This window comes from Pseudomonas sp. HMWF032 (assembly GCF_003060885.1).
GTDB lineage: Bacteria > Pseudomonadota > Gammaproteobacteria > Pseudomonadales > Pseudomonadaceae > Aquipseudomonas.
The window spans coordinates 538,080-564,742 of the sequence record NZ_QAIG01000008.1; the positions used below are offsets into that span (position 1 = coordinate 538,080).

The following is a 26,663-nucleotide window of genomic DNA, read 5'->3' on the forward strand; positions in this document are numbered from 1 at the left end:
CTATGCGCTGAAACTGCACGCGGCCATCACTGAGATCGATTCACCCGTATTAGTCGCCAGGTACAGACGTGGGGCTAGACTCTCTGCACCCCAATCAGTCGATGCACATGTGGAGATTGTTCATGCTCAAAGCCGAATACCAGCAACGCGGCCCGCAACCCCATGAAGTGATTGCCGCAGTCGAGTTGCAGCTACCCGAACCCGGAGTTGGCCAGGTACGCATCAAGGTGCTCGCAGCGCCCATCAACCCCTCCGACGTACTCACCCTGACTGGCGAATACGGCATGCTACCGCCGCTACCCGCAATTGGCGGCAACGAAGGGGTTGGCCGAGTGGAAGCGCTGGGCGCCGAGGTCGGCAACCTGAAGGTCGGGCAGATGGTGCTGTTGCCGGTGGGCTGCGGTACCTGGGTCAGCCATCTGAATGCAGCGGCCAACAAGCTTATCCCGCTACCGGAAGCGGATCCGCAGCAACTGGCGATGCTCACGGTCAACCCGCCGACGGCCTCCCTGTTGCTCAGCCAGTTCGTGGACCTTAAGCCCGGTGATTGGGTAATCCAGAACGCCGCCAACTCAGGCGTCGGCAGCTACCTGATCCAGCTGGCCAAGCTGCGCGGCTTCAAAACCATCAACGTGGTACGCCGTGAATCGGCCGTAGCCAGTGTTGAGGCCGAAGGCGGTGACGTGGTGCTGGTCGATGGCCCGGACCTGGCCAAGCGCGTGCGCGCAGCCACTGGCGGTGCAAGCGTGCGTTTGGGTATCGATGCCGTAGGTAGCGAGTCGACCGACCACCTGGCGGCCAGCCTGTGCGAAGGCGGGGTACTGGTTAACTACGGCATGATGAGCCGCCAGCCGTGTCAGGTATCGCCAGCATCCTTCGTGTTCCGCGACGTCAGCCTGCGCGGCTTCTGGCTGGCCAAGTGGTTCCAGAACGCCAGCCAGGCCGAACAGATGAAGGTATTTGGTGAGTTGGTACAGCTGATCGCCAGCGGCAAGCTGCACACCCGTGTGGCAGCTACCTATGACGTCAGTGAGATCAAGCAGGCCGTGGCGGCCGCCGCCAGTGGTGAGCGTGGCGGCAAGATTCTGATCGTACCGAAGTAAGGATCAAGCGACAGACGGCGGCTAGCCCGCCGTCTTCAGCCACCTGCAGGTGTACTGCTCAGCCACAGCACCAGCCCCAACAGGGCCAGATGCAACAGCACAATCAACCAGAACAGCAGCTGATAACTCAGCTTGCGGTTCTTGTGGCGAATCAACCGCTGCGCCAGCAATCCGCCTGGCCAGCCACCCAGCAACTCATACAGGTGCAGGCGCGCCTCAGGCGTACGTTGCTGCCCCTGGATGGCGAACTGTTTGTCGCGGTAGTAGGCAATAAAGCAGACCAGGCTCATCAGCCCGTAAACCAGCACCAGCATGGCCAGCACATCAACCTCGACCAGCAGCGGCTGAAGCCGTTCGTGCCAGAGTTGTGCAACGCCCTGCAGTAAAGGCGGATAGCTGGCGTAGTCACTGATACTCAAGGCCAGGTTGCGATGGGCAATGCTGCAGGGCTGATCGGTGTAGAGCACCACACCGTCAGGCTGCACGCATTTGTGTACTGAGCCCTGTGCCTGCGTGGCCAGCGCCAACGCGGCAGACAGGAGCAGACAGCGAGCCACAGGTTTACTCGGCAGCGGGCTTACGGCGTTTCAGCGGGGCCAGGCCGTCCTGACTGACCAACACGGGCGCATCCGCCTTGGGCTTGTTGATGGTATTGCGCTTGCTTGGCGCCTTGGTGGCTGGCTTTTTGGCCAGCTTCTTACCGGTTTTCGGGTCGACCTTTTTCTTCTTCGGACCAACCGCCTTGCCGGACGCCTTGAGATTTTTCGGTCCCTGGTAGATGCCCTTGAGGTCCTTGATATTGCGGCGCTCAAAACGCTGCTTGAGGTAGCGCTCGATGCTCGACATCAGCGCCCAGTCGTTATGGCAGATCAGCGAGATCGCCAGACCTTCGGCGCCGGCACGGCCGGTGCGGCCGATGCGGTGCACGTATTCGTCACCGGAGCGCGGCATATCGAAGTTGATCACCAGGTCCAGGCCATCAACGTCCAGACCACGGGCCGCCACATCGGTGGCCACCAGAATTTTCACCGCGCCCTGCTTGAGACGGTCGATGGCCAACTTGCGGTCCTTCTGGTCTTTCTCGCCATGCAACACGAAGACCTTGAAATCCTTGGCCACCAGCTTGCCGTACAGGCGGTCGGCCTGCACTCGCGTGTTGGTGAAGATGATCGCTTTTTCGTAGGTTTCGTTGGCCAGCAGCCAGTCGACCAGACGCTCTTTGTGATGGTTGTGGTCGGCGGTGATGATCTGCTGTCGGGTGCCCTCATTGAGCTGGCTGACGCGGTTGAGCTGCAGGTGCTCAGGCTCTTTCAGCACCTTGCCGACCACTTCGCGCAGCGCTGCGCCGCCACTGGTGGCAGAGAACAGTAGGGTCTGGCGATCGGCATTGCACAGTTCGCCGAGACGTTGCACGTCTTCAGCAAAGCCCATATCGAGCATGCGGTCGGCTTCATCGAGGACCAACACTTCGACTTCATCGAGCAGCAGGTTGCCGGCGTTGGCGTGTTCGATCAGGCGACCCGGCGTACCGATCAGGATGTCGACCTTGCGCAGCATGGCGGCCTGCACCTTGAAGTCTTCACCACCGGTGATCAGGCCACCCTTGAGGAAGGTGAACTGAGCGAAGCGCTCGACCTCCTTGAGGGTTTGCTGGGCCAGCTCGCGGGTTGGCAGCAGGATCATCGCACGCACGCTCATACGCGGCTGAGAAGCACCATCGCCGAGCAGACGATTGAGCATGGGCAGCACAAAGGCTGCGGTCTTGCCGCTGCCGGTCTGCGCGGTAACCCGCAAGTCTTTTCCTTGCAGCGCCAGCGGAATGGCCGCCAACTGCACCGGGGTGGGCTCGACAAAGTTAAGCTCGGCCACGGCTTTGAGCAGGCGTTCATGCAGGGCGAATTGGGAAAACACGGGCATACCTCGGCAAAAAATCAGCAATACAGCGACATAGATTACCGGTTCTGCCAGCTAAAAGCCCGAACGGCCTGGCCAACGACGTCTACAGCCTCGCTCACGAATGCATTGCTGGGAGCTGGATGGGGGGATTTGACGCCTCTCGTCAGACCATTACGCAAGCCTCACGTCACGCCGTTAGAATGCGCGCCGCTGTTCAATCCCGAGCCGCATGGGTTCCCTAACCCCATTCACTAAAAAGGTTATGTCATGCTCCTGACTTCCCCTCGGCGCCTGCGCAATGCGCTTATGGCGCTGGTGCTATTTCACATTCTGATCATCATAGCCAGCAACTACCTGGTGCAGCTGCCGATTACCTTGTTCGGCTGGCACACCACCTGGGGTGCTTTCAGTTTTCCATTTATCTTCCTGGCTACCGACCTGACGGTGCGTTTGCTCGGCAAACAGGCAGCGCGCCGGGTCATTGCCCGAGTCATGCTGCCGGCACTGCTGATTTCCTACATCGTCTCGGTGCTGTTTCAGGAAGCCAGCTTCCGCGGCTTTGGTGCGTTACTGGAGTTCAACGAGTTCGTTCTGCGCATTTCCGTGGCCAGTTTCCTCGCCTACGTACTGGGGCAGGTTCTCGACATCCAGGTATTCGACCGTCTGCGTCAGTTGCCACTCTGGTGGGTGGCACCAACCGCCTCGACCATTCTCGGCAACCTGCTCGACACCTTCGTCTTCTTCTCGGTGGCGTTCTGGAACAGCAGCAACGCGTTTATGGCCGAGAATTGGGTGGAAATCGCCACGGTCGATTACGGGGTCAAACTGGTCGTCAGCCTGCTGCTGTTCGTGCCGCTCTACGGCATATTGCTCAATGCCATCCTGCGCGTGCTGGCCGGACGCAATCAGGTGACCAGCTAAGTTCTAACCACCTTGCCGCGCCTGTTTGAACAGCAGGCGCGCGCTGTCCCAGCCGACCAGCAGCACCGCCAGCCAGATTGGCAGATAGGTCAGCCATTGCGCGCTGTCGAACTGCTCGCCAAGAAACAGCAGCGCGACGAGAAACAACAGCACCGGCTCGACATAACTGAGAATGCCGAACAGGCCCATCGGCAGCAGCCGGCTGGCAGCCATCATCGCGGCAAACGCCAGCGAGCTGAGGATCGCCAACCCTGGCAGCAACCACCAGAGCTGCGGCGCCTGGCTGAACAGTTGCGGCGGACTCCATTGCAGCACCAGCCAGATCGCCACCGGCGCCATAAACAGCATCTCGAAGGCAAAGCCGGACAAGGCGTCCAGGCGCATCCAGCGGCGCAGCATGAAATACGGCGGATAGCCCAGCACCGTGACCATCACCACCCAGGAGAATGCCTGGGTCAGCCACAGTTCATGGGCGACGCCAAGCAAAGCGCAAAACACCGCCAGCCGCTGCAACGGCCTCAGCCGTTCGCCATAGAACACCCGCCCGGCCAGCACCATGGCCAGCGGCAGCAGGAAATAGCCCAACGACACGTCCAGCATGCGCCCAGCCAGCGGCGCCCAGACAAACAGCGCCCACTGAATCCCCATCAACAACGCGGCCAACGGCAGGCTGGCGAACAGCAACGGCTCGCGCCGCACGCGGTCGCAGGCGGCGAGCAGCACCGGCCATTGCCGCGACAAGGTGATCAGCAGCAACACTGCCGGCATCGACCATAGCACCCGCTGGGCAAACACCTGCAAGCCATCGAGCGGCGTCAGCAACCGCACATAGCCGGGCACCAGGGCAAACAGCCCCGAAGCAATAATCGACAGCGCCACGCCGCGCCCAGACAGCTGCATCACACCACCCTGCTCAATCAGTCCTCGGCATCTTGCCTGGCTTGTAGTTAAGACCACAGCCACAAAGCGACACAGCTAGGCACTGAAACACCCATACAGCCAAAAATCCGGGCGCTGCCCATAAAAAAGCCCGCACTGCAGCAGCAGGGCGGGCAGAGACGTCCAGGAGCACCGGACGTCAGGAGAACAGGATGCAGCGGAGAATCAGATGGCCTGAGCCAGTTGCGCCTTGGCCTGATTCAGGCCCTTTTCCATAAACTCGCCGCCCAGATTGAGGCCTTCGGCGTGGATAAAGCTGACATCGTGGATACCGACAAAGGCCAGCGCCTGACGCAGGTAGGGTTCCTGGTGGTCTTGGCTGCCGCCGGCATAGATACCGCCGCGAGCGGTCAGCACAAAAGCACGCTTGCCGCTGAGCAGGCCCTGCGGGCCGGTTTCGGTGTATTTGAAGGTCACCCCGGCGCGCAGCACATGGTCGAGCCAGGCTTTCAGGGTGCTGGGAATGGCGAAGTTGTACATGGGCGCGGCCAGCACCAGCACATCAGCGCTCAGCAGCTCATCGGTCAGCAGATTGGAGCGCGCCAGCGCCGCTTGCTCCGCTTCGCTCTGCTGCGCAGCGGGAGTCATCCAGCCACCCAGCAGATTGGCATCCAGGTGCGGCACCTGATCCACCGCCAGGTCACGCACGTTGATCTGATCGGCGGGGTGCGCCGCTCGCCAGCTGGCGATAAATTGCTCAGCCAGTTGACGGGAAACCGAACCTTGTTGGCGGGCGCTGCTTTCAATTACCAGGACATTAGCCATGTTGTTTGCTCCATCGAAGGGGTATTGAACGTCGATGGGCAAAGAATATAAGCGCTATGATTGATTAAAAAGCGCAAATATTCGCATCAAACAATCGAATAATTTGATTTATATAGCATCCCGGCTTAGTCTCAGGGCTGTTGCGCTAACAGCCTTGGCTAGCTGACTTCGCAGGTCAGTTTGACCCGCAGCTTGATAATGCTGCGGCTGAACTTCACCGCCAGGCTGCTGCTTTCACCAGCGCTCAGTCTGACCTTGCGGGTACGCGGGGCTTCCGGGCCATTGCGGAACAACGCCGTGCACTGGGCGGCCGCACGGCCATAGTTGTACAGCTGCAAGCCACCCATGTTGTGATCGATTTCCTGAGTGGTGGCCGCCACCTCGGCACCGTTGAGCTGTTTTTCCACCTCAATCGGGTAGGCCATTACACTCAGAGGCAAGCAGGCCAGCAGTGCGCAACAGAGCTTTTTCATCAGGGCTGTCTCCGGCAAAAGACGGCCAGTTTAGGTTGATTGAGTGGGTCTTTGCACCCTGAGTACGGGAATCGATTATGAAAGCCCCCCGCGTAACCCTCGACCAATGGCGCACCCTGCAGGCGGTGGTCGACCACGGCGGCTTTGCCCAAGCGGCCGAAGTGCTGCACCGCTCGCAATCCTCGGTCAGCTACACCGTTGCACGCATGCAGGAGCAGCTCGGCGTGCCGCTGCTGCGCATTGATGGACGCAAGGCGGTGCTCACCGAAGCCGGTGATGTGCTGCTGCGCCGCTCGCGTCAGCTGGTCAAGCAAGCCAGCCAGCTGGAAGACCTGGCGCACCATATGGAGCAGGGCTGGGAAGCCGAAGTGCGCCTGGTGGTTGATGCCGCCTACCCCAACGCGCGCCTGGTACGGACCCTGACGGCCTTTATGCCGCAAAGCCGTGGTTGCCGGGTGCGCCTGCGCGAAGAAGTGCTATCCGGGGTGGAAGAAGTGCTCAAGGATGGCATGGCCGACCTGGCCATCAGCGCGCTGAACATTCCCGGCTTTCTCGGCGTGGAAATGAGCACCGTGGAGTTTGTCGCCGTCGCCCACCCTGAACACCCGCTGCACCGCCTGCAGCGCGTCGTCACCTTCCAGGATCTGGAAACCCAGATGCAGGTGGTGATCCGCGACTCCGGCCGCCAGCAGCCGCGCGATGTAGGCTGGCTCGGCGCCGAACAACGCTGGACAGTCGGCAGCCTGGCCACCGCCGCCACCTTTGTCAGCAACGGCCTGGGCTTTGCCTGGTTGCCGCGCCATCTGATCGAACGCGAGCTCAAGGACGGCCTGCTCAAGCCCCTGCCGCTGGATCAGGGCGGCAGCCGTAACCCACTGTTCTACCTGTACTCGAACAAAGACAAACCCCTGGGTCCGGCCACGCAGATTCTCGTCGAGCTGATTCAACGTTTCGACTCGGTCACCCTGGATACAGCCTTTGCTGCACCCCTGCCCCCCACTTGATCTGGAATTCAGCGGATGCCCTATTTCGAACACGACGACTGTCAGTTGCACTACGAAGAATATGGCCGCGGCGCGCCCGTGCTGCTGGTCCACGGCCTCGGTTCGAGCACCCGCGACTGGGAATACCAGATCCCCGAGTTGGCTCGTCACTACCGGGTTATCGCCCTCGATGTGCGCGGCCACGGTCGCTCGGACAAACCCCGCGAGCGCTACAGCATTCAAGGTTTTGCCGAGGATGTGGCGGCGCTGATCGAGCACCTGCAGCTGCCACAGGTGCATCTGGTGGGTATCTCCATGGGCGGCATGATCGGCTTCCAGCTGGGCGTGGATCGCCCCGAACTGCTGAAGAGCCTGTGCATCGTCAACAGCGGCCCGGAAGTCAAAGCCAAAAGCCTGCGTGATTACGTAGAAATCGCCAAACGCTGGAGCCTGTCGCGCCTGCTCAGCCTCGATACCATTGCCAAAGCCTTAGGCAAGCTGTTGTTCCCCAAGCCGGAGCAGGAAGAGTTGCGGCAGAAAATTCTCCAACGCTGGCCGCAGAACGACAAACGCGCCTACCTGGCCAGCCTGGACGCGATCATCGGCTGGGGCGTGCGGGAACGCCTGACGCGAATCAGCTGTCCGACCTTGGTGGTCACCGCCGACCGCGATTACACCCCGGTGGCGCAGAAGCAGGCGTATGTCGATGAACTGCCCAATGCCCGCCTGCTGGTGATCGAAGATTCACGCCACGCCACACCGCTGGACCAACCCGAACACTTCAACAGCAGCCTGCTGACCTTCCTCGCTGAAGTCGAACAGGCCGCGCCCACAGCCAAGCAACAATAAGGACCACCCCGCATGTTCAAGACCCTCACCCTCGCCGCCTGCTCCATCCTGTTTGCCAGCAGCCTGCTGGCCGCAGAAAATCCGAAAGTGCTGCTGACCACCAGCCTTGGGGACATCGAGATCGAACTGAACGCCGAAAAAGCGCCGATCAGCACCGCCAATTTCCTCAGCTACGTCGACAGCGGCTACTATGCCGGCACCCAGTTCCACCGCGTGATTCCGGGCTTTATGGTGCAAGGCGGCGGCTTCGATGCCGACATGCAGCAAAAAGACACCCAGACACCAATCAAGAACGAAGCCGACAACGGCCTGCACAACGTGCGTGGCACCCTGGCCATGGCCCGTACCCAAGTACGCGACTCGGCCACCAGCCAGTTCTTTATCAACCACAAGGACAACGCCTTCCTCGACCACGGCTCGCGTGACTTCGGTTACGCGGTGTTCGGCAAGGTGGTGAAGGGGATGGACGTAGTCGACAAGATCGCCCAGGTGCCAACTGCCAACCGTGGCGGCCATCAGAACGTCCCGCGTGAGCCGGTGCTGATCACCGCCGCCAAACGCCTGTAAACCTGTTCAACCGGCTGGGTAGCCCGCTGCCCAGCCGTCAGTTGCGCGCATGAGTCATCTGAAACTTCGCCACCCCGTCCAACTGCGCCAACTCATCAGCCATATCGCTGATCCGCGCACTCTTCTGCCCATCGACTGCCACCGCAACAAAGCGCCACTCCAGCTGCCCATGCTCGTAGCTCACACTGAACGAACCACCGGCGATCACATAACCGCGCTCGCGGGCAATGCGCCGCAGTGTGTTTTCTTCAGGCCGGACAAATCCCGGTGCAAAACGCAGCACAATGGCAATGGCCGGCCGCGATGGCAGCCGCGCCTCCAACTTGGCGCCCCACATCATCAGCCCGGCGGAAATCAGACTGAGCAGCAAGGCCGCCCAGTAAAACCCGACGCCAACCAGCACACCAATTGCTGAAGAGGCCCAGATTGAGGCCGCGGTGGTCAGGCCGCTGATGCTCATGCCATCTTTCATGATCAACCCGGCACCGAGAAAACCAATACCAGTGACCACGCCCTGAATCACCCGCGTGGGATCAACCCCTGCCAACGAGTGATCGCCCAACCAGTGCTGCGGGTACACGCACAACACCGTCAATGCACAGGACGCCATGCAGACCATGCCATAAATACGCATGCCTGCTGCACGCACATGGTAGGAGCGCTCATAACCCACCAGCAGCCCCAGCAGCAGCGCACCCAGCATATTCAGAAACAGGGTCAGGTTGACCGCCACGCCGGGCAGCAGCCAGAGCTGATCGACTAGGGCCAATACACTCACCACACACCTCGCGCAGCAGCGAACATGCTCTGAGCGTAGTTGCCGCTCCACTAAACTGCGCGAGCCAGCGACACTATTGGCGGTACGGCAGCAGCTCGCGTGCCTGTTCGGCGTAGCCGCGCACGCCGTACTGTTCTTCAGCGAGGAAGTTCGCCACGGCCGCACGCAGGCCGGGGTGGCAGAGGTAGTGCCAGGAGTGGGTGATGACCGGTTCAAAGCCGCGAATCAGCTTGTGCTCGCCCTGGGCACCGGCGTCGAAGCGGTGCAGGCCATTGGCGATGGCAAAGTCCATACCCTGGTAGAAACAGGTTTCGAAATGCAGCCGATCAAACTCCGCCAGACAACCCCAGTAGCGGCCATACAGGCTGTCGCCGCCGACCAGGCTAAAGGCCATGGCCACAGGTCTACCAGCCTGATGAGCGAGCACCACGCGGATCATCTCAGGCACGCACTCGGCCAACAGACTAAAGAAGGCGCGCGTCAGATAGGGTGACTGGCCGCGCACACGGTAGGTGTTGGCGTAACACAGGTAGACGAAATCCCACTCCAGCTCACTGAGCTGATGGCCCTCACGCCAGTCAAACGCGATGCCCTGCCCCGCCACCTGCTCACGCTCCTTGCGCATCTGTTTGCGCTTACGCGAACTGAGTGCATCGAGAAAATCCTGAAAATCCCGGTAGCCACGATTACGCCAGTGAAACTGACAGCCGAGGCGCTGCAACCAGCCATCACGGCCCTGCAGCAGCGCATTTTCGGCCTCGGAGGTGAAGTTGATATGCAGGCTCGACAGACCCTGTTGTTCCAGCCCGGCGCAGAGGCCATCGAGCAGCTGTCCAACCGCCTCAGATGCGCCTAACAGGCGCTGACCGGTAACCGGAGAGAAGGGAATTGCACCGAGCAGCTTGGGGTAATAGTCGATGCCGGCGCGGTAGCAGGCATCCGCCCAGCCATGATCGAACACGTACTCGCCATAGGAGTGGCTTTTCACATACCCCGGCATGGCGGCCAGTAATTGTCCCCGCGCATCGAGCAACGCCGCATGGGCCGGCTGCCAGCCAGTGCGCCCACCCACACTGCCGCTGTCTTCCAGTGCCGCGAGAAAAGCATGGCGCAAGAACGGCTGCGTATCTGCCAGCAGGCCATCCCACTGGCTGGCGGCAATGTCATGGATGGAATTCAGGTAGGTCGGCAACATGGGCGGCTCAGTCAGGTCTGTCGCGGTCAGACAAAGCTGCACTATAGCCGCCAGGCTGATTAGCAGACAGCATTGCGGCCGTGGGCCGCCGGCGTCAATCGACACTCAATCGTCATCAGGCTGTCACCAAGCACAGCGAAAATCTCTTGCCAACTTCCTAGGGAGGGAATTCGATGTCCGTCAAAAACACCATCAAACCTTTATCCATCGCCTTATTGGCTGCGTGCATCAGTGCCTGCAGCAGCTACTCGGCAGCCCCGGCAGCCAAAACAGAAGCCAGCCTGAATAACGAAGACTGGTATCAGGTTCGTACTGAAGAACAGCTGTTCCTGTTTGATGACTACAAGGTTTATCGCGACTTCCTGGTCAGCGGTACTGCACCGGTCATCAAAGACCTCGGTGAAAAAGACAAGCATGGGCAGAACATTATCCTGGCTCTGCGCGCTGAGGACTCCAGCAAGAAGCTGGAAGATATTTCTGCTTACCGCTTCCTGCGCCAGAACCTGCCGCCAGCTGGCAAGTTCTATGGTGAAATCCGCCAGGAAGGCGTGATTTTCGTGGGTCAGCGCTATGGTGACATGGTCGATCTGAACAATATCGGCGAACCTATCTTTCGCCACACCGAGATTGCCAGCGGCCCTAAGGGTGAGCGGGTGATCTACCTGATGCAAAAAGAAGAAAAGAAACCAGAAGCCCTGATCAAACAGTTCCAGCTGAACTACGGCATCACCCCTGCCAGCTAATCAGGCTGACTTGGCAGCGGGCAATCCGCTGCCAGACCTTCGTTACCGCACTCTCGCTTAATCCCCCCTTCACCTGTCGCACCTGCCTGCTGCGGACTAACTGCGCCTCCGCTCTCCTACATCCTGCCGCTTAAGTCCTCACCCCATTTAACGCCTGACAATACTGCTGCACGCGCCGATGAGCCTGGCAACATCGACTGCTGGCAAAACGTAATGATGTTGTCAGCGGCGGTCGGCCGAGAAATACCGGCGACATGTAGTCGTTGGGGCGATTGTCTCTAGGTTTATCGGGACGAGCAGCAATGCGGGTCAGCGTCTGCAGCTTGCCAAGCTGACGAGCGATACACCTGTTGTTCGAACTCCCGGCAATCACGTCGTTTTATCACCGAGTTGCCTTCGACCAGCTCAAGAAAGCTGGGCCGGTGGGCAGTGACCGCCGAACACCGGACGGGAGAAATCAATCTGCCTTTCGGGGTGCTCAAAGAGTTGGCGTGTCGGACTCGTAAATACAGGCAGCATGTCCGTCCGCAGCCGCCAGTTCATTAACCCACGTATTTATTGCAGAGCATAAAAAAGCCCCGCACGCGGCGGGGCTATAAAAAGGAGCAGCTAAGACGTAATTACAGCGTATTAGAAAACGTATTGCGCGCGCAGCGAGATGGCATTACCGCTGTCATCATCATCGCCTGCCGCGAAACGGCCGGTCTGCAGTTTGACAGTGTCATCGTCAGTCGAAGTCATCAGGTAGTTAGCCGACACCTTGACTGCTTCGTTGACATACCAGTTCACACCCAGGGTGTGGATCTTGGCTTCCGTCTCGTCAATCGCCACACCACCGACAGTTGCCATGATGTCGTCATCCTGAACATTCAGGTTTTCATAGCGATAGAAGACTTCCCACGCGCCAGTCTGCTTATTGCTCGGTTTGATGGCGTCAAACTTGGCACCGTCGAGTTTGTAGATGCGCGACTCACCGGTAAGGGTGTAGGCAAACTGCATGTTATAGCCGGTCGCTTCACGATCACCGTTAGTGCGGAAGCCACTCATATTGCGCTTGAGGTATTCGCTCTGCACAGAGAACGGACCGGTCATGTAGGCAAATTCAAGCCCTACAACCGCATCATCCTCAAAGCCGGCAGCATCGCTGTTACCCAAGGTCAATGCGCCCGAGTTCACGCTGGTGGAGTTCTCGGTCACACCACGTGCACCCAGACGAGACGTGATGGAGCCGTTGAACTTGGTGCCATCGCCTTCGTTGCCGTAGCTACGCTTGGCGTAATCCAGACCGAAGTGCAAAACCTGGGTTTCGCTGACGATGGGAGCGAACACACCACGAGTGAAGAAGCTGTTTACGTCTTTGCCGTCTTCATCTTCGAGGCTGTTGCTGGAATCTTGCTGCTGAATGCTGGCCGAACCATAGAACATCCCGGCGGTAGTACCACTAACCTGAATGCCCATGCCGGTTTCATGATCGGTAGTCCAAGGAGCCAGTTCAAGAATCGCCGAACGCTCTTTGGCGGTTACCCACTTGGAGCTGGTGGCTTTTTCCAGGCTGTAATCCGGATCGAAACGGCCGATACGGATATTGATCGGCGAGAAGCCGGTGTAAGTAACGCTGGCTTCATCAAACTTGTTGCTGCCGCTGCGGTTGTCACCGAAGTCGACGTTCATCTGGTATTTCCAGTCTTTGTAGTTACCACCAAACTCCAGCTGGGCACGGCGCAGATAGGCTTCGTTACCGGCTTCATTGTTGGTGGTGTAGAAGCCGTCGAAGTGATCAAAGTCCGCCTGGATACGACCGCCCAGCTTGAAGCTGTATTGCTTGTCGGTGGTGGCGACTTCCAGACCGCTCTTGGTCTTGATAACGATGTCGGTGCCGTCAGTGGTTACGGTACCTGCGAAAGCCTGGGCGGAAACGGCCAGAGCCAGGGCGCTGGCTGCGAAACCGGCGAAGTGCTTACGGATCATCAAAGATTCCCCTATTGGTCTTTAGTGTTGAAAACACCCGAGCGTCTGGGCTCGTTCGTGCTGGGGGGAATCTTGGCTACGGGATATTTCAGCTCGGTTGCCGATATATAAAGATTTGATTACAGCGGAACTTTTTACTTCTTACGCCTATAAGCAGCTGAGAACTGCTCCAACCCCGCGCTTAGCCAACCGTGCGCCACCCTGCAGTGGCGCACTGTATTCGGCTCAAGGCTGCTTACGCAGAGCCTTGGCCAGCCAATAGTCGAGGCTCAACCAACGCCCGGCACCGCTGAAGAACAGCGCCACCAGCATCACCAAGTAGGTGGCGGCAAACTCGATACCGTTGTTCAGCACCACCAGCTTGCCGCTGCTGGTCAGCCAGTCGTAATTGCCGTGCTGTTTGAGCAGCTCACGGGCACGCTCGAGCTTGTCCACCGCCGCCATGACCCGCTCATTGGCGAACGGTGCGCTGGCATCGGCAATCGCCTGCCAGCCGTAGGGCAGGTGCACGGCGAAGATCGCCACCAACATGGTGACGATCAGCGGAATACTGACCCAGCGCACCGCCAGGCCGAACAACAGCAGCAGCGCCCCGCCCGTCTCGGTGAGCGCTGCAGCCCAAGCCAACAGCTCAGGAAATGGTAGGCCCAGGCCCCAATCCGGGTTACCGAACCAGGCGGCGGTGGCGTCGATGTCCGCCAGCTTGTGCATGCCGGCCATCCAGAACACGGGCACCAAGTACAGGCGCAGCAATAACGGGCCGAGAAAACCCAGACAACGGGTAGCGTCCAGGGCATCCTGGAGACGATTGAAAAAGCTCAGCATGGGACATCTCCGCAGGTCGACACCGAGGGTGCCGTGATCAAGTGATTAGGTAATGGAGGAATACCAGATTTCCTGGCGGCACCACTCCGCCAGCAGGTCATGGGCGTTGCTGAAGTACTGCGTATCAGCGCTCAGTCCATGCTGCTGGGCCAAAGCCAACAACGCGGCGTCAACGGCTTCACCAGCCTGCAGGCGTGTCGCCAACTGATAGGCAAAGGGGCTGATTTGCATAAAGCGCACCCTATCCTGCCCATCGCGCCAGACCAGCAAACACGTCGGCTCGTCCGGCGGCGTTGTCGGCTGGAAATCGCCACCAATGCGCTGCACCGGCCACTGATAGGCCAACGGCCAGGCTAGGGGCGACCAACCCTGCGCAGGCAGCTCGGCCTCGCTAACATCCAGCGCCAGCTCAACCCACTCGTAATGCGCCAGTTCGAGGATAAACGGCGGATCGCCGGCCTCGGCGACATAGCCCTGCTGCAACCAGGCGAGAAACTCCTGGCTGATCTGCAAGAAATACGGCGTGCGTGCCGGGTGCTCGGCGATAAAACTGCGCACCAAACGCTGCCAACGACTGGCCTCGATCAGCCGGTGCAGCACCGGAAAAGCGCCGCTGATAAAGCCTTCAATATTGTTGAAGAACAGCGCTTCATACACTGCCATCCGCTCGGCCGTAATGCCCTCCAGCAAGGGCTGCGCTGCCGGTTGGCGAATACGCGCGGCAAACGCGCACTGTGCGTCAACGCCCCTCATGTTGCGTAACCCCGCAAAGGATCCGCCGCCGTTTGCAGCTGACGAATCTGCGCCACCTCGGCGTACAGCTCGGCAATCGGCGGAAAGTTGAAATCGCGCTCCAACAAGGTCGGACGCACGCCATGCACGGCGTAGGCCTGTTCCAGCAGCGCCCAGACAGGGTCGATCACCGGCGCGCCGTGGGTGTCGATTTTCAGGTCGCTGGCCTGGTCGTAATGCCCGGCCACATGCAAATAGGCGATGCGTGCACTGGGCAGACTGGCGATATACGCCGACGCATCGAAGTTGAAATTGATGCTGTTAACGAAGACGTTGTTAACGTCGAGCAACAGCTGGCAGTCGGCCTGTTCCAGCACCGCGCTGATAAACGCAGCTTCATCCAGCTCGCCCGGCAACTGCGCATAGGCCGACACGTTCTCGATGATCAGCGGCCGCTCCAGCACGTCCTGCACGATGCGCACGCGCTCGGCAATGCGCAGCACCGACTCATCGGAAAACGGCAGCGGCATCAGGTCATACAGCTGGCCATGGTCGGCGCAGGCCGACAGGTGCTCGCTGTAACCGCGTACGCCATGCAGGTCGAGAAAGCCCTTGATGGCGTTGAGCAGCTCGATATCCAGCGGCGCAAAGCCACCGAGGTTAAGGGACAGACCATGACAGAGCAGTGGCAGGCGCTCGCTTATGGCGCGCAGCTGCTTGCCTAAACGCCCGCCTACGCCGATCCAGTTCTCCGGTGCCAGTTCGAGGAAGTCCACCTCGTCTGTGCTGCAGTTCTGCAGCGCGCCGAGCAGGCCGCGACGCAGGCCCAGCCCGGCACCGTTAACGAAATCCATCTGCATGTTCTGCCCCTGCACTCAGTCCGTTACTCGGTTTTCTGCTCGCCGCCGCACTTGCCTTCACCGCACTTGCCTTCGCCTTCGGCCTTGGCTTCGCCACCGCATTTACCCTCGCCACACTTACCTTCGCCTTCGGCTTTCTTCATTTCGCCGCCGCATTTGCCTTCGCCGCAGCTGCCTTCAGCGGATTTTTCGCCAGCAGCCAGGCTGTAGCCGCTGCTCAGTTCCTGTGCGGCAAACGGGTTGCTCGCGGCCTGCACGCTCAATGCAGCGCTGCTCAGCAGTACCGCGCCCAGGGAAGCAACAACAGTGTTCAGATGGTTCATGGCAACGCTCCAATGGTGGTTTACAGTGGCGGCCGATTGGCTGCCTCGGCCCAATAGACGCGCCCGACCGGCGGCTGTTACAGCTGCACCGGAAAAAATTCGCAACCCAGCTGACGGCTGCTAAACCCTAGAAGATTTTTGCCGCCAGGCAGCCGATCCGGCACACTACGCCTCCCGAGCAAATGCTCGTTTTCAAGCCTGCAGACTCCGTATGACCCGATCTCCGCTCCGCCGTCTCGTTTTTGGCACCCTGCGCCGCGTGCTGTACCTCTGGGTGCGCTCGGAAACCATCAACCAGTCCGCCTTTACCCTCAAGCTCGACCGCAGCAAGCCGGTGTTCTACGTGCTGCAACAGCCGTCGCTGAGTGACCTGGCAGTGGTCGATACGGAATGCCGCAAGGCCGGCCTGCCGCGCCCGGTGCTGCCGGTGGCCGTGGGTGAACTGCTGGAGCCTGCCGCCTTCTTCTACCTGACCCCGGAGCCCGATTGGCTCGGCCGGCAGGACAAACGCGGCATCTCGCCGACCCTGCAACGCCTGGTCAGCGCACTGAGCCAGCATGCCGTGGACGATGCGCAGATCATTCCGGTCAGCGTGTTCTGGGGCCAGTCGCCGGACCGTGAAACCAGCCCGTGGAAGCTGCTGTTCGCCGACAGCTGGGCGGTGACCGGACGCCTGCGCCGACTGGTGAGCATTCTGATTCTCGGCCGCAAGACCCGCGTGCAGTTCTCCACGCCGATTCATCTGCGCGAGCTGGTCGAGCAGGACAAAGGCCACGAGCGCACCCTGCGCATGGTCCAGCGCATCCTGCGCGTGCACTTCCGCAACCAGAAAGCCGCCGTGATCGGCCCGGACGTCTCGCACCGACGCAACCTGGTCAAAGGCTTGGTACACGGTCCGCAGGTGCGTCAGGCGATCATCGAAGAAGCCGAACGCGAGAACATCAGCCTGGAGAAGGCCGAAGGCCAAGCCCTGCGCTATGGCAACGAGATCGCCTCGGACTACACCTACACCGCCATTCGCTTCCTCGAACTGGTGCTGAGCTGGTTCTGGAACAAGATCTACGACGGCATCAAGGTCAACCATATCGAGGGCGTGCAGGAAGTCGCCCAGGGCCATGAGGTGATCTATGTGCCCTGCCACCGCAGCCATATCGACTACCTGCTGCTGTCCTACCTGCTGTTCCGCAACGGCCTGACGCCGCCGCACATCGCCGCCGGCATCAACCTCAATATGCCGCTGATCGGCGGCCTGCTGCGCCGTGGCGGCGCGTTCTTTATGCGCCGCACCTTCAAGGGCAACCCGCTCTATACCGCGGTGTTCAACGAATACCTGCACACCCTGTTCAGCAAGGGCTTCCCGGTCGAGTACTTCGTCGAAGGCGGCCGTTCGCGCACCGGGCGCATGCTGCAGCCGAAAACCGGCATGCTGGCCATCACCCTGCGCAGTTTCTTGCGCAGCAACCGCCTGCCGGTGGTGTTTGTGCCGGTGTACATCGGCTACGAGCGCGTGCTGGAAGGCCGCACCTACCTGGGCGAGCTGCGCGGCGCGAGCAAGAAGAAAGAATCGATCTTCGACATTTTCAAAGTCATCGGCGCGCTCAAGCAGCGCTTTGGCCATGTCTGGGTGAATTTTGGCGAGCCAATCAAACTGGCGGAATTCCTCGACGGCGAGCAGCCCAATTGGCGCGAACAGGATTACGGCACGCAGTTCCGCCCGGCGTGGCTGAATGAAACCACCAGCCGCCTTGGCGAGCGCGTGGCGCAGCATCTGAACGAAGCGGCGGCGATCAATCCTGTCAATCTGGTGGGCTTGGCGCTGCTCTCCACCAGCAAACTGGCGCTGGACGAGCGCGCCCTGTCGCGGGTGCTCGACCTGTACCTGGCCCTGCTGCGCAGCGTGCCCTACTCGCCGCACACCACCCTGCCGGAGGGCAACGGCCAGGCGCTGATCGAATACGTACAGAAGATGGACCTGCTCGCCGAACAGAAGGACGCCCTCGGCAAGATCCTCTATCTGGACGAGCAGAACGCCGTTCTGATGACCTACTACCGCAACAACGTGCTGCACATCTTCGCCCTGCCGGCGCTGCTGGCGAGCTTCTTCCAGAGCAGTTCACGGATGAGCCGCGAACAGATCCTGCGCTTTACCCGTGCACTGTACCCCTACTTGCAGTCCGAGCTGTTTATCCGCTGGAACCTGGAAGAGCTGGACGGCGTGGTCGATCAGTGGCTGGCCGCCTTTGTCGAGCAAGGCCTGCTCAAGCTGGATGGCGACATGTACGTGCGCCCGGCACCCAGCTCGCGCGAATTCGTCCTGCTGACCCTGCTGGCCCGCGCCATCGTGCAGACCCTGCAGCGCTTCTACATGGCCACCGCCCTGCTGCTCAATGCCGGGCAGAACGCCATCAGCGCCGAAGAGCTGGAAGACCTCTGCACCGTGATGGCCCAGCGCCTGTCGATCCTGCATGGCCTGAATGCCCCGGAGTTCTTCGACAAGAGCTTGTTCCGTCACTTTATCCAGAGCCTGCTGGATCAAGGCGTGCTGCGTCAGGATGAGGCCGGCAAGCTCAGCCACCACCCGCTGCTCAGCGAACTGGCCGAAGGCGCGGCCAAGCGCGTGCTGCCTGCGGAGATTCGCCTGTCGATTCGCCAAGTGGCCATGGACCGCAACGAGGATGTCGCCGAACCGGTGTAAACCACCCAATCGTAAATGCGACGTAGGGTGGATCGGGGCGCGTAGCTGACGCCCTGTTCATCCACCCTGCGACCGATCCGGTGGATGGGTAAAGCGCCATCCACCCTACGGTTCGAGAAGCCTGTAGATAACACCCAGATCGCCCCTAGACATCCAGTCACTCATGCATCCAGACAACAACCAAACCAGCAAGCCCTCCCGCGCCGAGTTTCACCAGGCCAACCAGGCGCGCGCCGAAGCTGAAGCCCAGCGCCTGCTGGCGGCCAAGCCCAAGTTGGGTGGGCGCTGGCTGAGTTGGGTCGCCGCCGAGCTGTACGCCCTCAAACCCGCGACCTATGCACAGATGGTGCGCCGTGAACTGCAGCGGCTAAGCGACGCCCCCCTGATTCAAGGGCGCGCGGACTTTTGCGTCAGTTCCTGACGGGTGCGGTTCTTGGCTTCAGCCAGTTTGTACGCCACGTAGTACTTGTAGATATTGCCGACATAATCGACCGTCTCACGCCCGACCACCCGCGCGGCTGAATGTTCGACGTTACCGAACCAGACGTTCTTATCCAAACCTGACTTCTCGGCCAAACGGCGAAATTTGCGCAAATTGCCCGGCCCGGCGTTGTACGCGGCAAAACTCAGCAGGGTGCGGTTCATTGGCGTCAGCTCGGGGTCGTTGAGGTATTTATCGGCCAGCACACGCATGTATTTGCTGCCGGCCTCAATGTTTTTATCTGCACTTTTGTCGATGCCCCTGATGCCCACCACCGGATCTGCGGCGGTACTGGGCAACAGTTGCATAATCCCCACCGCACCGCGCGGGCTACGCGCAGCCTGATTGAGCTGCGATTCCTGATACCCCTGAGCCATCAGCATCAGGTGGTCGAAGTCATAGGTGCCGGCATGCTTCTCAAACAGCCCCACCAGGGCATTGAACTTCTGCAGTTCCGCCTCCGTAGTGGCATTGAGTACACGCGTGCTGTTTTTCACGTACTTATTACGCAGGCTATTACCGAATGCAGTACCCGCTTTGTGCTTGTCCACAAAGGCTGCCAGTTCCTGCTTGAGCAGCGGGCTGCTCTTGCGAATCGCCCAGGCGAATTCGCCCCCCTCACGGATGTAAAAACTGTCATGAATCTTCAACTGCTTGTACAGCGGGCTCCAGGCCTCGGCAATGTAGCGGTCCACCACCACGGCATTGAGCAAGCCGGCGTTGAGCATTTCCAGCAGGTCTTCGGATTCCAGATTTTCATCTGCGGGGATGATCTTGATTGGCTTTAACCCACGCGCCTTGAACTGCCGGTTAATCCCCACCAAATGTTCGAAGTAGCTGCTGGAAGCGCGTACGGTCACCTCTTGCCCGGACAAGTCCTCCAGCCGACTCAGTGCTGCACTGGATGGCCCGGTGATGACCGCCTCACGGATATTGCTGGAAAACGGCGCGGCAAAATCCACCGTATGCAGCCGCCCCTCCGTAATGGTCAGACCGCCAGCGGCTATATCACCAATACCACTGAGTAACTTGGGCATCAATTCGTTGCGCGCCACCGGAATAAACATCACCTGCCAGCGCAACGACTTCTGCGGGTAGGGGTGATGCCGGTTCAGCCACACCTCCAGCGCCTTGCCCATTTCATAGCTGATGCCCTGCTGACGGCCACGGTCGACCATAAAAAAGGTCTTGCTGTAAGGCACCAGCACCCGCACCAAGCGACGCTCCCGCATGCCGTCGAAGTCGCCAATCCAGTCGTCCGGCACCGGTAACACCAGCTCTTCCACTTCCGCCTCTTCGGCCTCATCCAGCTCAACCGCCAGCCAGTCGAGCACGCTCGCCTGTGCCGACAGCGAAATCGCCACCATCAGCACCCCGACCAGCAGTACCTTCATCACCCAACCATAACCCCTCATGCATGCTCCCTCACCCGAGTTAATCGACCTGCTGCGCCCGCCCTTAACAATACTGGCTCAGGCCCGCTATCGTCGCCAAGCCGCGGTGCCGGTAGTCTGGGCTAGCACTCTCCGTTAAGCTCCAACGCTGGCCTCTCACCTACAAGGATGCTCATCATGCTTCGTCTATTGACCCTGGCTGCCGGTTTTGTTCTTTCCTCCAATGCCATGGCCTTGTCCCTCGCCGACCTCTCGCAAAGCGACGCCAGCGGCGGACTCAAGGATGCCCTCAGCCAAGGCGCCAAAGTGGCCGTTCAGCAGCTGGGCAAACCCGGTGGTTTCAGCAACAACCCGGACGTACGCATCGAACTGCCGGGCAACCTCGGTAAAGCCGCAAAAACCATGAAAATGATGGGCATGGGCGCGCAGGTGGATCAGCTGGAAGCGAGCATGAACAAGGCCGCCGAAGCCGCCGTGCCGCAAGCCCAGGCACTGCTGGTGGACTCGGTGAAAAAGATGACCGTGCAGGACGCCAAAAGCATCCTCAGTGGCCCGCAGGACTCCGCCACCCAGTATCTGAACAAGACCAGCCGCGAACAGATCCGCGCCAAGTTCCTGCCTATCGTCAAGCAAGCCACCGACCAGGTCGGTCTGGCCAAGCAATACAACAGCTTCGCCGGCCAAGCCGCGAGCTTCGGCGTGATCGACGCGAAAAGCGCGAATATCGAAAACTATGTAACCGAGCAGGCGCTGGACGGCCTGTTCGCCATGATCGCCGAGCAGGAAGCCAGCATCCGTGAGAACCCGGCGGGTGCGGCGACCAATTTGGCGAAGAAGGTGTTTGGAGCGCTGTAAGAAGGCGGGGATGGATATGAAAAAGCCAGACAATGAGATCTGGCTTTTTGGGCACTGCAGCAACCTGCCTTATCGGAAAACACATCTATCCCTGTTTGAAATCGCACCCTTCACCCTGTCATTTATTGCTACGCAGTCGCGATCACTGTAAGCAGGTATCTGTTGTTTATTGCTGCTGCGCTAGCTGTACTCTCATACCTTTGGTTTCCCTGGAAAAAGCAGCGCTTAGCTTTTTAATCGTTATTGTTGCGTGCCTGTTTTATTCACTCGCGCCTAATGAGCGCAGCGACCTCAATATCTAGGCTTCCCAAGGATTGATGACAGAAACGCCCAGGTAGTCGAACTGCCAAACATTGCGTATAGCTGGGTCAAGTAACGCCTGCTAGTTACCAGCATGCTCTGACTGCACAGCCTTCACAATTGCCGTTTCTTTGGCCTACCCGCCTTTTGCGGCCTTAACTGCACCGTACGTACCGAACAATAGGCCAGTAAAGATCAGCGTTGCGCCAAGCCAGTGATAAGGCTGCAAGCCCTCCCCCAACAGCAACCACCCCAGTACGGCGGTAAACACCGGCATCAGGTAGTTGGAGAGTGCCGCCTTGGCGGCGCCGAGTACACGGATGGCGTGGTTCCAGGCCAGGTAGGCGAGCAGTGAGGCGAAGATCGCGGTGTAGCCTATAGCCGCGAGGTTGGCTGTGGTAAAGCTAAAGCGTGCGCCCTGGGCCAGTTCATACAGATAGAACGGCAGAATCAACGGCACACCCAGCAGCATCAGCACGCCCAGCAGCGCCAGTGGCGGAATCGGCAGCAGGTGAGCCGACCAGCGTCGCAACAGCAATGAGTAGAGCGCCCAGTCAGCCACCGCCAGCAGCATGACCAGGTCACCCTGATTGAATGCCAGACCGCGGAGGCTGGCCCAGCTGCCTGTGCTGATCAGCACCAGCAGTCCAACTACGGCCACTGCCATGCCCCACCAGGCGCGACTGTGCGGCCACTCGCCAAGCAGTAGGCCCGCGCCGATAAAGGTCATCAGCGGCAGGCAGGTATTGACCAGGGTTATATTGATCGCTGCAGTGGTTTGCGCGGCGGCGTAGAGCAGGCTGTTGTAGCCCGCGATACCGATGCCGGCGAGCACCAGCAAACGCCAGCCGGCCGCATGCAATGCCGCGCGGTGTTGCCACAGCGGCTTGGCCACAAAGGGCAACAGCAGAACCAGTGCCAGACTCCAGCGCCAGAATGACAGGGCGAACGGCGGGATTTCGCCGGCAAACGCCCGCGCCACCAGGGCATTGCCGGACCAGCACAGCGTCGCCAGCAGCAAACCGCCCAGCGCGATGCGCACGGAGGACGGCATACCTCAACGCTGACCGAGAGGACGCAGGCGGTATTGCGGTGGCAGCTGCTCCATGCCGCTGACGGTGACGTTGAGGTTCTTCCAGCGGCCGTCCTTGATGCCGTAGATACAGCCATGCACCGCCAGCGGCTGCCCACGATGCCAGGCGTTCTGCACGATGGTGGTGTGGCTGACGTTCGCCACTTGCTGGATCACGTTGAGCTCACACAGGCGATCGACCTGATCCTCTTCGCTGGGCAACTGCGCCAGGTGTTCACGGTGCTCGTAGTAGAGGTCACGAATGCTGCGCAGCCAACCGTCGATCAGGCCGAACTGGGTGTCCTGCATCGATGCGCGCACGCCGCCACAACCGTAGTGCCCGGTAACCAGGATATGTTTGACCTTGAGCACATCGACCGCGTACTGGATCACCGACAGGCAGTTGAGGTCGGTGTGCAGCACCACGTTGGCGACGTTGCGGTGCACGAACAGATCGCCCGGCAGCAGGCCGACAATCTCATTGGCCGGCACACGCGCATCGGAGCAGCCGATCCACAGGTACTCGGGCACCTGCTGCTGGGCCAGCTTAGCGAAGAACTCGGGATCTTCTTCCTTGATCGCTTCGGCCCAACGCACGTTGTTGTCGAAGAGGTGCTGTAGGTCGCTCATGCGTCACTCCCGGATTCGTCGATGCGCACCATAGGAGCGCCACCGGCTTTTGACAAGCACGGAGTAGCTGCCCTCACAGCGAACAGCCGGCAGCAGGCTTGATCAGGCGCGGCGACGACGCAACAACCAGAAAACCAGCAGCACGCCCGCCAGCAGCACCAGGCTCACGCCCCATTGCAGCGGCCCGGCATAGCGGTACAGCTCGTTGGGTTTCAGACTGGGCGCACGCAACATGCGTTGCTCGGCGGCCGCGCCCTGGGTTGGGATATCAGCCAGGCCATCGCCGTTCAGGTCCGGCATGCTGCGAATATGGTCAAGCAGGCCCTGCCACTCTTTATATTCCTGCACGCCGGGCTGCTGCGGATCAGCATCAATGATTGCATCCTTGATCGCCGCCAGTGGCCGCCCCTCGGCATCCTTGGGCTGCACGCTGAGCAGGCCCTTGGTCAGGTCGCCTACCAGCCAGGTGAAGCTGCCGACATAGCTGGTGGCGCCAATGCTGTAAAGGCGCTGGTCGGCCAGGTCGAGCGGCGTATAGCCCTTGATCGGGTCGCCGAGCTCAATTCGGCTGACGCGGTCAAATGGCACCCGCCAGGGGTTGTAACTGAAGCGCAGGCCCGACACGCGCGGGTAATAGCTTTTACTTTCACGGACCTGATAGGCCAGCAGCAGCACTTCAAGCAGGCTCTTCAGCTCCTGCCCACTGACGTACACCTTGATCAGCGGATAACCCGGCGCATCATCCAGCTCGCCAACGCCCAGCGGAGCGATGCGGAACAGGTCGGACACCGCCTGCACGCCATGCCGGCCCATGATCAGGTTGTCACGAATAGTGCCGTTGCCGGTAAATGACACATCGCTGCCCGTCGCATGGCGCAGTGCATCGGTCACCAGATTGCCAAGAATCGGATCGTCATGGGCGCGGGTCAGGGTCTTGTCGACCTTGGCCAGCGGCTGGTCGAAGGTGTACCCCTTTGGCGCCAGCATCTGCGCGCTGACCACCTGCTTGAAGTCCTCGACCTTGGCAGTCACCGCAGCGCTGCCGGCAATCTGGTCATTGATCGGGTGCAGCTGGTAATCGACCACCTGCGGTTTGCCGTCCGCCGGCAGACGCATGCGCAGCTCGCCCAGGTGCTGAATCTCGGAACCGGCCTGCATCACGGGGGTGCGCCCATTGACCAGCACAGGCTGCGCCAGGGCCGTGTGCGAGTGACCGCCAACCACGATATCGATGCCCGGCACCTGCTCGACCAGCTCGACCTCTTCACCGCGCCAGCTGCCGTCTTCCTGCTGCACCACGCCCATGTGCGAAAGCAGAATCACCACCTCGGCACCCTCCTCGCGCAGCTTGGCGACCATGGCTTGAGCAGTCGCGACCGGATCGGCAAACACCGCCGGTTTGATCATCGGGCTGACTGCCACGGCGTTGTTACCGAGTAGGCCGAACAGGCCAAAACGAATGCCGCCCTTGTCGATCAGCTTGTACGGCGCAATGCGTCCAGCCTCGTAGTGGGCCTGCAGGCTGTCATCTTCCTTGCGCGCGGGGTCAAAGCCGAGGTTACTCGACAGCAGCGGCATCAGCGCATCGCCCTTGATCTTGTGCGCCGAGCTGATCATCGCGGCCAAGCCGGCCGGACGAAAATCGAATTCGTGGTTGCCCAGGGTCGCTGCGTCATAGCCCAGCTCGGTCATCAGGCGCAGCTCGCCGCCGGTTTCGCGGGTCACGGTATGAAACAGCGTGCCCATACTGAAGTCGCCGCCATCGAGCAGCAGCACCGGTTGCTCGCCAGCAGCAGCGCGGCGCTGCTCCAGCAAGGTGGCCAGGCGCGCGACGCCGCCGACGGTATCGTCATCGCCGGTGGTCGCGGGGGAATATTCGTTGTTCGGGCCAAAGCCGAGCAGGCGTGATTGCCAGTCGTTGGTGTGCAGGATGGTAAAACTGCGTTCGGCACTGGAGGCCTGAGCGCTGATGAATAGGCAGAACACCGCAAGCAACGAAGCAGACAGACGCATGACAAGTCCTTGGGGCAATGGGCCGAATACCGCTACCGCTGATGGCAGCACGCGCCAGTATGCGACAAGCTCTGCGTCAGGTCAGCGGCGAATAGCGCCGTAGGCGGTAGCTAATCGAGTCAGCAGGCGATGGGCAGGCCTAATCGAACAGCGGACAGACCATCACCAACGCGTCTTCGCGGCCGCCAACGGCCGGGTAGTAGTCGCGGCGCCGGCCCACTTCGTTAAAGCCGTAGCGCTCATACAGGCGGTAAGCCACTTGGTTACTCGCACGCACCTCCAGAAAACAGTCATTGGCGCCCTGCTTCTTGGCCTGCTGCATCAAGTGTTCGAGCAGCTTCAAGCCCAAGCCACGGCCCTGGCTTTCTGCCTTAACGGTGATATTGAGCAGGTGCGCCTCGTCCATGATGATCTGGATCACGCCGTGGCCGACCTGCTGCTGGCCTTCAAACATCACCCAGCAGTTGTAGGCGGTCAGGCTGTCGGTAAAGATGCCGCGCGTCCAAGGGTGGCTAAAGGCGGCATATTCGATTTTCAGCACCGCATCGATATCCGCCGCCGTCATCGGGCGGAAGCTGATTGCATCACTCATTCAGGTTGACTCGGCAAACGGTAGAAACCTCGGCCAAACGGCCGGGAAAGAAGTCTTCAATTGGCAGCCAACCAGCGCTGACGCACGCGCCGCATGGCTTGCCACAGCTCGCGCTTGCGCTCGGGTTCGTCCATCAGCAGTTCCAGGCCCGGCAGCGCCCAGGCAGTGCCCAGCCCCTCGACCTGCAGCTCACGGTTATAGGCCTCGGCATCCGCTTCACCGGCAAACCGAATCGCCGGCAACCCCACCAGCCATAGGCAGCTGCAAGGCTCCTGTTCTTCCAGCCGCGCGCCAACAAAGCTCTGCACATATTCCAGCGCCGCTTGCGGCCCCTGGTCGATCTGCCCGCGCACCAGCAGTGGCCAGCGCACCGGCTCGCCAATCAGTTGCGGACTGTCCGGCAGACCGGCGGCGCGCAGCAGATCCTTGAGCAGCAGATACGCGGGGTCGCGCCCTTGCAGTGGCTCACCGGTGGGCAACTCGACCAATACCGCGCAGGCACCGGCGCGCAGCAATTGCAAGGCAAAGCGCGGGGGGGCAACGGGCGTTGGCTGGGAAGTGATCTGCGTTTCGGCGTCGACTGTAGCCGGTTCCACCTTGGCCATGCGCCCCTGAGGCGCCGGACGCGGCACGTCGATCTTGGGCCGGGTAACTGGCGCGACAACGGCGGTTTCGGCATGCGGCGGCTCATAGGCCGGCGCCGCTTCAGCC

At 60.5% G+C, this 26,663-nt stretch carries 26 protein-coding genes and 2 pseudogenes; 9 read left to right on the forward strand and 19 right to left on the reverse strand.

The genetic code is table 11. The features are described 5' to 3' along the window. Positions 1–122: 122 nt before the first annotated feature. Positions 123–1,103 (forward strand): zinc-dependent alcohol dehydrogenase family protein, encoded by a 981-nt coding sequence (locus DBR00_RS14925; RefSeq protein WP_108489467.1) that lies wholly within the window; start codon positions 123–125, stop codon positions 1,101–1,103. Between the two features lie 35 nt (positions 1,104–1,138). Here DBR00_RS14925 and DBR00_RS21120 read toward each other — a convergent pair. From DBR00_RS21120 to DBR00_RS14935, 3 genes and pseudogenes are all read right to left on the reverse strand, one after another. Beyond that, a pseudogene (locus DBR00_RS21120) lies at positions 1,139–1,411 on the reverse strand (DUF1294 domain-containing protein); the annotation flags it as partial. Positions 1,412–1,558: 147 nt separating this feature from the next. Then, positions 1,559–1,660, reverse strand: a pseudogene (locus DBR00_RS21125) (hypothetical protein); the annotation flags it as partial. Between the two features lie 4 nt (positions 1,661–1,664). Continuing rightward, positions 1,665–3,014 carry a DEAD/DEAH box helicase gene (locus DBR00_RS14935; RefSeq protein WP_108489500.1) on the reverse strand — a complete coding sequence of 450 codons (1,350 nt, stop codon included), beginning with the start codon at positions 3,012–3,014 and terminating at the stop codon, positions 1,665–1,667. Between the two features lie 252 nt (positions 3,015–3,266). Here DBR00_RS14935 and DBR00_RS14940 point away from each other — a divergent pair, with 252 nt between their 5' ends. After that, a complete protein-coding gene (locus DBR00_RS14940) occupies positions 3,267–3,920 on the forward strand; it encodes a 7-cyano-7-deazaguanine/7-aminomethyl-7-deazaguanine transporter (protein WP_108489469.1) in 654 nt (217 codons plus the stop codon). A 3-nt stretch (positions 3,921–3,923) separates the two neighbouring features. On the opposite strand, the gene rarD is transcribed toward DBR00_RS14940, so the two are convergent. The 3 genes from rarD to DBR00_RS14955 all read right to left on the reverse strand — a co-directional run bounded on the left by rarD (position 3,924) and on the right by DBR00_RS14955 (position 6,097). Beyond that, positions 3,924–4,820 (reverse strand): EamA family transporter RarD, encoded by an 897-nt coding sequence (gene rarD / locus DBR00_RS14945; protein ID WP_108489470.1) that lies wholly within the window; start codon positions 4,818–4,820, stop codon positions 3,924–3,926. A gap of 204 nt (positions 4,821–5,024) precedes the next feature. Further along, positions 5,025–5,624, reverse strand: a complete 600-nt coding sequence (locus DBR00_RS14950; RefSeq protein WP_108489471.1) for an FMN-dependent NADH-azoreductase — start codon at positions 5,622–5,624, stop codon at positions 5,025–5,027. A gap of 158 nt (positions 5,625–5,782) precedes the next feature. After that, positions 5,783–6,097 (reverse strand): 3-phosphoglycerate kinase, encoded by a 315-nt coding sequence (locus tag DBR00_RS14955; protein WP_108489472.1) that lies wholly within the window; start codon positions 6,095–6,097, stop codon positions 5,783–5,785. 77 nt (positions 6,098–6,174) lie between these two features. Here DBR00_RS14955 and DBR00_RS14960 point away from each other — a divergent pair, with 77 nt between their 5' ends. The 3 genes from DBR00_RS14960 to DBR00_RS14970 are packed head-to-tail and all read left to right on the forward strand — an operon-like array spanning position 6,175 to position 8,496. After that, positions 6,175–7,101, forward strand: a complete 927-nt coding sequence (locus DBR00_RS14960; RefSeq protein ID WP_108489473.1) for a LysR family transcriptional regulator — start codon at positions 6,175–6,177, stop codon at positions 7,099–7,101. 15 nt (positions 7,102–7,116) lie between these two features. Next, positions 7,117–7,929 (forward strand): alpha/beta fold hydrolase, encoded by an 813-nt coding sequence (locus DBR00_RS14965; RefSeq protein ID WP_108489474.1) that lies wholly within the window; start codon positions 7,117–7,119, stop codon positions 7,927–7,929. Between the two features lie 12 nt (positions 7,930–7,941). Next, positions 7,942–8,496, forward strand: a complete 555-nt coding sequence (locus DBR00_RS14970; RefSeq protein ID WP_108489475.1) for a peptidylprolyl isomerase — start codon at positions 7,942–7,944, stop codon at positions 8,494–8,496. A gap of 37 nt (positions 8,497–8,533) precedes the next feature. Here DBR00_RS14970 and DBR00_RS14975 read toward each other — a convergent pair whose 3' ends face one another. Next, positions 8,534–9,274, reverse strand: coding sequence for an MgtC/SapB family protein (locus DBR00_RS14975; protein WP_218276625.1), 741 nt, complete (start codon positions 9,272–9,274; stop codon positions 8,534–8,536). A gap of 73 nt (positions 9,275–9,347) precedes the next feature. Then, positions 9,348–10,469 (reverse strand): GNAT family N-acetyltransferase, encoded by a 1,122-nt coding sequence (locus DBR00_RS14980; protein ID WP_108489476.1) that lies wholly within the window; start codon positions 10,467–10,469, stop codon positions 9,348–9,350. A gap of 173 nt (positions 10,470–10,642) precedes the next feature. Between DBR00_RS14980 and DBR00_RS14985 the strand changes: the two genes are divergently transcribed. Then, a complete protein-coding gene (locus DBR00_RS14985; protein ID WP_108489477.1) occupies positions 10,643–11,212 on the forward strand; it encodes a hypothetical protein in 570 nt (189 codons plus the stop codon). 630 nt (positions 11,213–11,842) lie between these two features. Here the strand turns inward: DBR00_RS14985 and DBR00_RS14990 are convergent. The 5 genes from DBR00_RS14990 to DBR00_RS15010 form a co-directional block, all read right to left on the reverse strand. After that, a complete protein-coding gene (locus DBR00_RS14990; protein WP_108489478.1) occupies positions 11,843–13,180 on the reverse strand; it encodes an OprO/OprP family phosphate-selective porin in 1,338 nt (445 codons plus the stop codon). A gap of 225 nt (positions 13,181–13,405) precedes the next feature. After that, complete coding sequence (locus DBR00_RS14995; protein ID WP_108489479.1) at positions 13,406–14,005, reverse strand: DoxX family protein; 600 nt, start codon at positions 14,003–14,005, stop codon at positions 13,406–13,408. Between the two features lie 45 nt (positions 14,006–14,050). Next, a complete protein-coding gene (locus DBR00_RS15000) occupies positions 14,051–14,758 on the reverse strand; it encodes a DUF2063 domain-containing protein (RefSeq protein WP_108489480.1) in 708 nt (235 codons plus the stop codon). Next, positions 14,755–15,597 (reverse strand): DUF692 domain-containing protein, encoded by an 843-nt coding sequence (locus DBR00_RS15005; protein ID WP_108489481.1) that lies wholly within the window; start codon positions 15,595–15,597, stop codon positions 14,755–14,757. Before DBR00_RS15005 ends, DBR00_RS15000 begins: the two co-directional genes overlap by 4 nt. Positions 15,598–15,620: 23 nt before the next feature. Further along, complete coding sequence (locus DBR00_RS15010; protein ID WP_108489482.1) at positions 15,621–15,920, reverse strand: hypothetical protein; 300 nt, start codon at positions 15,918–15,920, stop codon at positions 15,621–15,623. A gap of 211 nt (positions 15,921–16,131) precedes the next feature. On the opposite strand from DBR00_RS15010, the gene plsB reads away from it, so the two are divergent. Then, positions 16,132–18,615 carry a glycerol-3-phosphate 1-O-acyltransferase PlsB gene (plsB, locus tag DBR00_RS15015; protein WP_108489483.1) on the forward strand — a complete coding sequence of 828 codons (2,484 nt, stop codon included), beginning with the start codon at positions 16,132–16,134 and terminating at the stop codon, positions 18,613–18,615. 163 nt (positions 18,616–18,778) lie between these two features. Beyond that, positions 18,779–19,036 carry a hypothetical protein gene (locus tag DBR00_RS15020; protein ID WP_108489484.1) on the forward strand — a complete coding sequence of 86 codons (258 nt, stop codon included), beginning with the start codon at positions 18,779–18,781 and terminating at the stop codon, positions 19,034–19,036. Here the strand turns inward: DBR00_RS15020 and DBR00_RS15025 are convergent. Beyond that, positions 19,003–20,463 carry a transglycosylase SLT domain-containing protein gene (locus tag DBR00_RS15025; RefSeq protein ID WP_371920668.1) on the reverse strand — a complete coding sequence of 487 codons (1,461 nt, stop codon included), beginning with the start codon at positions 20,461–20,463 and terminating at the stop codon, positions 19,003–19,005. The two genes, DBR00_RS15020 and DBR00_RS15025, sit on opposite strands and share 34 nt — an antisense overlap. Before the next feature lie 204 nt (positions 20,464–20,667). On the opposite strand from DBR00_RS15025, the gene DBR00_RS15030 reads away from it, so the two are divergent. Further along, entirely contained in the window at positions 20,668–21,345 is a 678-nt protein-coding gene (locus DBR00_RS15030) for a DUF4197 domain-containing protein (protein ID WP_108489486.1), read from the forward strand. Between the two features lie 436 nt (positions 21,346–21,781). On the opposite strand, the gene DBR00_RS15035 is transcribed toward DBR00_RS15030, so the two are convergent. The 5 genes from DBR00_RS15035 to DBR00_RS15055 form a co-directional block, all read right to left on the reverse strand. Then, on the reverse strand, positions 21,782–22,699 hold the full coding sequence (locus tag DBR00_RS15035; protein ID WP_108489487.1) for a DMT family transporter: 918 nt from the start codon (positions 22,697–22,699) through the stop codon (positions 21,782–21,784). A gap of 3 nt (positions 22,700–22,702) precedes the next feature. After that, the gene (gene can / locus DBR00_RS15040; RefSeq protein ID WP_108489488.1) at positions 22,703–23,347 is read right to left on the reverse strand and encodes a carbonate dehydratase; all 645 of its coding nucleotides are present in this window, start codon (positions 23,345–23,347) and stop codon (positions 22,703–22,705) included. A 102-nt stretch (positions 23,348–23,449) separates the two neighbouring features. Then, on the reverse strand, positions 23,450–25,360 hold the full coding sequence (locus DBR00_RS15045) for a bifunctional UDP-sugar hydrolase/5'-nucleotidase (protein ID WP_108489489.1): 1,911 nt from the start codon (positions 25,358–25,360) through the stop codon (positions 23,450–23,452). Positions 25,361–25,499: 139 nt separating this feature from the next. Continuing rightward, the gene (rimI, locus tag DBR00_RS15050; protein ID WP_108489490.1) at positions 25,500–25,952 is read right to left on the reverse strand and encodes a ribosomal protein S18-alanine N-acetyltransferase; all 453 of its coding nucleotides are present in this window, start codon (positions 25,950–25,952) and stop codon (positions 25,500–25,502) included. Between the two features lie 56 nt (positions 25,953–26,008). Then, a partial coding sequence (locus DBR00_RS15055; protein WP_256583029.1) for an energy transducer TonB occupies positions 26,009–26,663 on the reverse strand: 655 nt, incomplete at its 5' end.

What these genes read in the sequence shown, in the direction of transcription:
- DBR00_RS14925 (WP_108489467.1), top strand. Translation starts at nt 123, where the DNA reads ATGCTCAAAGCCGAATACCAGCAACGCGGCCCGCAACCCCATGAAGTG.
- DBR00_RS14940 (WP_108489469.1), top strand. Translation starts at nt 3,267, where the DNA reads ATGCTCCTGACTTCCCCTCGGCGCCTGCGCAATGCGCTTATGGCGCTG.
- rarD (WP_108489470.1), bottom strand. Translation starts at nt 4,820, where the DNA reads ATGCAGCTGTCTGGGCGCGGCGTGGCGCTGTCGATTATTGCTTCGGGG.
- DBR00_RS14950 (WP_108489471.1), bottom strand. Translation starts at nt 5,624, where the DNA reads ATGGCTAATGTCCTGGTAATTGAAAGCAGCGCCCGCCAACAAGGTTCG.
- DBR00_RS14955 (WP_108489472.1), bottom strand. Translation starts at nt 6,097, where the DNA reads ATGAAAAAGCTCTGTTGCGCACTGCTGGCCTGCTTGCCTCTGAGTGTA.
- DBR00_RS14960 (WP_108489473.1), top strand. Translation starts at nt 6,175, where the DNA reads ATGAAAGCCCCCCGCGTAACCCTCGACCAATGGCGCACCCTGCAGGCG.
- DBR00_RS14965 (WP_108489474.1), top strand. Translation starts at nt 7,117, where the DNA reads ATGCCCTATTTCGAACACGACGACTGTCAGTTGCACTACGAAGAATAT.
- DBR00_RS14970 (WP_108489475.1), top strand. Translation starts at nt 7,942, where the DNA reads ATGTTCAAGACCCTCACCCTCGCCGCCTGCTCCATCCTGTTTGCCAGC.
- DBR00_RS14980 (WP_108489476.1), bottom strand. Translation starts at nt 10,469, where the DNA reads ATGTTGCCGACCTACCTGAATTCCATCCATGACATTGCCGCCAGCCAG.
- DBR00_RS14985 (WP_108489477.1), top strand. Translation starts at nt 10,643, where the DNA reads ATGTCCGTCAAAAACACCATCAAACCTTTATCCATCGCCTTATTGGCT.
- DBR00_RS14990 (WP_108489478.1), bottom strand. Translation starts at nt 13,180, where the DNA reads ATGATCCGTAAGCACTTCGCCGGTTTCGCAGCCAGCGCCCTGGCTCTG.
- DBR00_RS14995 (WP_108489479.1), bottom strand. Translation starts at nt 14,005, where the DNA reads ATGCTGAGCTTTTTCAATCGTCTCCAGGATGCCCTGGACGCTACCCGT.
- DBR00_RS15000 (WP_108489480.1), bottom strand. Translation starts at nt 14,758, where the DNA reads ATGAGGGGCGTTGACGCACAGTGCGCGTTTGCCGCGCGTATTCGCCAA.
- DBR00_RS15005 (WP_108489481.1), bottom strand. Translation starts at nt 15,597, where the DNA reads ATGCAGATGGATTTCGTTAACGGTGCCGGGCTGGGCCTGCGTCGCGGC.
- DBR00_RS15010 (WP_108489482.1), bottom strand. Translation starts at nt 15,920, where the DNA reads ATGAACCATCTGAACACTGTTGTTGCTTCCCTGGGCGCGGTACTGCTG.
- plsB (WP_108489483.1), top strand. Translation starts at nt 16,132, where the DNA reads ATGACCCGATCTCCGCTCCGCCGTCTCGTTTTTGGCACCCTGCGCCGC.
- DBR00_RS15020 (WP_108489484.1), top strand. Translation starts at nt 18,779, where the DNA reads ATGCATCCAGACAACAACCAAACCAGCAAGCCCTCCCGCGCCGAGTTT.
- DBR00_RS15025 (WP_371920668.1), bottom strand. Translation starts at nt 20,463, where the DNA reads ATGGTGGCGATTTCGCTGTCGGCACAGGCGAGCGTGCTCGACTGGCTG.
- DBR00_RS15030 (WP_108489486.1), top strand. Translation starts at nt 20,668, where the DNA reads ATGCTTCGTCTATTGACCCTGGCTGCCGGTTTTGTTCTTTCCTCCAAT.
- DBR00_RS15035 (WP_108489487.1), bottom strand. Translation starts at nt 22,699, where the DNA reads ATGCCGTCCTCCGTGCGCATCGCGCTGGGCGGTTTGCTGCTGGCGACG.
- can (WP_108489488.1), bottom strand. Translation starts at nt 23,347, where the DNA reads ATGAGCGACCTACAGCACCTCTTCGACAACAACGTGCGTTGGGCCGAA.
- DBR00_RS15045 (WP_108489489.1), bottom strand. Translation starts at nt 25,360, where the DNA reads ATGCGTCTGTCTGCTTCGTTGCTTGCGGTGTTCTGCCTATTCATCAGC.
- rimI (WP_108489490.1), bottom strand. Translation starts at nt 25,952, where the DNA reads ATGAGTGATGCAATCAGCTTCCGCCCGATGACGGCGGCGGATATCGAT.